Annotated in this window: 3 protein-coding genes; all 3 read right to left on the bottom strand. The window is 67.3% G+C overall.

All coding sequences use genetic code 11. The annotated features are described in order from the left end of the window. A partial coding sequence (locus ABYB95_RS20665; RefSeq protein WP_372661314.1) for an acyl-CoA dehydrogenase family protein occupies positions 1-770 on the bottom strand: 770 nt, incomplete at its 3' end. Positions 771-781: 11 nt separating this feature from the next. After that, a complete protein-coding gene (locus ABYB95_RS20660) occupies positions 782-2,104 on the bottom strand; it encodes a phytoene desaturase family protein (protein WP_372661311.1) in 1,323 nt (440 codons plus the stop codon). A gap of 20 nt (positions 2,105-2,124) precedes the next feature. Next, positions 2,125-2,855 (bottom strand): CoA ester lyase (locus tag ABYB95_RS20655; protein ID WP_372661308.1); only part of this gene is annotated, 731 nt, incomplete at its 5' end.

Genomic DNA, 2,855 nt, shown 5'->3' with positions numbered 1-2,855 from the left:
TCGGCGGTGCCACCGCTCATGAGCGCCCGGCTCAAAATCTCGGGCCGGGTGATCAGGCTGCCGGCGGCGGCCAGGGAGGCTTCTGACAAGGCCTCGGTGACCACCACCAGCATGGTGGCGTCCTCGCCCTCGTGCGGCCCGGTGCCGCCATGCGACTCGGGGATCGACAGACCGAACACGCCCATGTCGCGCATGGGTTGCAGCAGCGATTCGGGCACGGTCTGATCGTGCCGGTGAATCGCCTCCGCCTGCGGTGCCACCACGTCGGCAGCAAAGCGGCGGAACGCGTCCTGCGCCATGACGACCGATTGGTCGAGCGACACGCTGCCCAGCTCCACCCCATCACCAGCGGCGACCAGCGCACGGCCCGCTGCCGTGAGCGCTTGTTTGCCACAGGCCGCGCCGCGCAACGTGGCCCAGGCTGCATCGGCGCCCAGTTGCTGCAACGGTTCCAACGGCAGGCCCAGCTCGATGTACAGCGCTTCCAGGCGCGGCAACAGCGCGGCGATCGCGTCCACCGCGAAAATCAGTGCCAGCTGCGATTGCAGCGCATCGCCGCCGGGGTCGAGGCGCGCCAGCGCGGTCTCGGCCGCGAGCAGATCGGCGCTGGCCCAGGCGATTTCGAAGGTCGCCACTTGTTGTTCGTCCAGCAATGGGCCATCCAACTGGCCTCCCCGAGCGCAGGCCTGCGCGAGTGCCGCAACACCGGCTTCGAACAAAGGGCGCAAATGCCCCAGCAGCGCCCGGGCGTTGCCAACCTGTTGCTTCAATCCCTGCTCCATCACGCTGCCGCCACCAAGCCAGCGCCGTCCAGGTGGGCTTCGGCCTGGCGCGCGGCTTCACGCCCGGTGTAGGCGCAGGCCTGGGTGCCACCGTCGCCGTAATCTTTCACGGCATCGCCCACGTGCCAGAGATTGGCCAACGGGGTGGTTTGTGGCATGTCGAATCCGGCGCAGGAACGCTGGGCCGGCCAAGCGTCGCGCATCACACGCACCGACAGCATCTTTGCTTGTGCAAAGCCTGGGAACTCGTCGCGCAAATCCTGTAGCGAGGCTTCGATTTCGGTCTCCTCGTTGAAATCACCAATGGCCGGACGCGGCACCGCGTAGGCCACGTACTGGTACCAACCGGCGGGTGCGAGCTCGGGGCAAGTGGCGGTGAGCTCCCCCATGTTGCACAGACGGCGCGTTTTGCCGAAAGTGACCAGGCCAGGCACGTCGACCAGACGCGTTTGCGTCGCGAAGTTGATGACGATGTTGGCCGATGGTTTGGGTGCGGTGCGTGCGAGCGCCAGGTACTCGGTGCCGAAGGCTTCGCCTCCGGGCAAATCGACCGTGGCGCGGGGGCCGATGTTGCTGATCACCGTGCGTGCCTGCACGCGTGTGGCCACGCCGTCTTTCATGACGGTGACGCCGGTGGTCAGGCCGTCCTGCGTGTGCAGTTCGGTCACCGGTGCGTCGAGCCAGATCTCGCCGCCCGCGTTACGGATGCCGTCGGCCAGGTCGTTCCACAAGCCCACGGTGCCGCGTGGGCAAAAGCCGAAGCGTTTGAACGCACCCTTCACCGCGAAGTAGGTGAGGAAGGCGCGCGCGGGCACCTCGTCGTCGTTGGCGGCGAAGATCGCGGCGCAGAGGTTGCGGAAGATCGCGTGCACGGTCTCGTTCTTGGTGTACCCGCTGAGCCACTCCTTGGTGCTCATCTTGGCCTCGGGCAGATCGCCTGCGCGCGCATCGGCGAACTTGGTGCCGATCTTGGCCGCCTGCTTGGTGAAGGTGCCCAGCAGCATGCCCCAGCCACCCTTGGCGACGTTGATGACCTTGCCATCGATCAGGAACACGGTCGCAGGACTGGGCACGCGCAGGTCCAGCGGCACGTTGAGCAAGTCGAAGGTCTCTTCGAACACGCCGCCGAGTTCGATCGCGATGGCGCCAATGTTGACCGTGAAGCCGTCGATCTGCTCGCTGGAGGCGCGGCCGCCCACGCGGCCCAGGTTCTCGACGACCAATACCTTGCGGCCAGCGGCCACCAAACGTGCGGCTGCACTGAGCCCGCCTGCGCCGGCGCCGATCACGACCGCGTCGTACACGGTGTTGTTGGTGTTCATGGAATTGTCTCCTGTTGTATTCAATGGGGGGTGGGGGTGGCGGCACGGCGCAGGGTTTCCCGCGCGCGCACCACCACGGGTAGATCGACCATCTTCGAGCGGTATTCGGCCGCGCCATGGCCTTCGCGCTCGGCAGCCTCGAAGGCTTCGATGGCGCCGCGTGCTTGAGCAATGTCCTCGTCCGAAGGCGAGTAACCGGTGTTCATCACCGCCACCTGCGCGGGGTGGATACACAGGCCACCCACAAAGCCGAGCTGGCGCGCGAGCCGGATGGTCTGTGCGAAGGCCTCGGCGTCGCCGTAGTCGGCGATCGAACCGGGAAAGCCAAAGGGCAGAATGCCGGCGCGGCGGCAAGCGAACTGCACCAGCTGGTTGGGCAACATCAAGGTCTCGCGCACCGGCGCCATGCCGGCGGAGGCCGAAAAGTCTTCGGGGCCGAGCATCATGCCGAGCATGCGCGGCGTGCTGGCCGCGATCTCGTCGAGTGCTGGCAAGGCCTGTACATCTTCGATCAGCGCGATCAGGCGGGTGTGCCCTGCGGGCAAGCCGCGTTGGGCCTCGAGCCGGTCCAAGCGTTCGACCACGGCCTGCACCGTGGCGGCATCGTTCACCTTGGGCAGAACCAGCGCGCGCACAGCCGGGCCAACGGCCACGTCGATGTCCAGCGCAGCCATCTCCCAGGCTTGGTTGACGCGCACCAGCACCGGCGTGCCCCGTGCCGCAATGGCGGCTGCGGCGCCCGGCACGGCGG

It is taken from the genome of Hydrogenophaga sp. (genome assembly GCF_041633695.1).
Classification (GTDB): domain Bacteria; phylum Pseudomonadota; class Gammaproteobacteria; order Burkholderiales; family Burkholderiaceae_C; genus Hydrogenophaga.
Note: the sequence above shows the minus strand (reverse complement) of the source record. Positions and strands in the feature narration are given on the sequence as shown.

Excerpts from the sequence above, each read along its gene's own strand:
- ABYB95_RS20660 (WP_372661311.1), bottom strand. The coding sequence starts at position 2,104 with ATGAACACCAACAACACCGTGTACGACGCGGTCGTGATCGGCGCCGGC.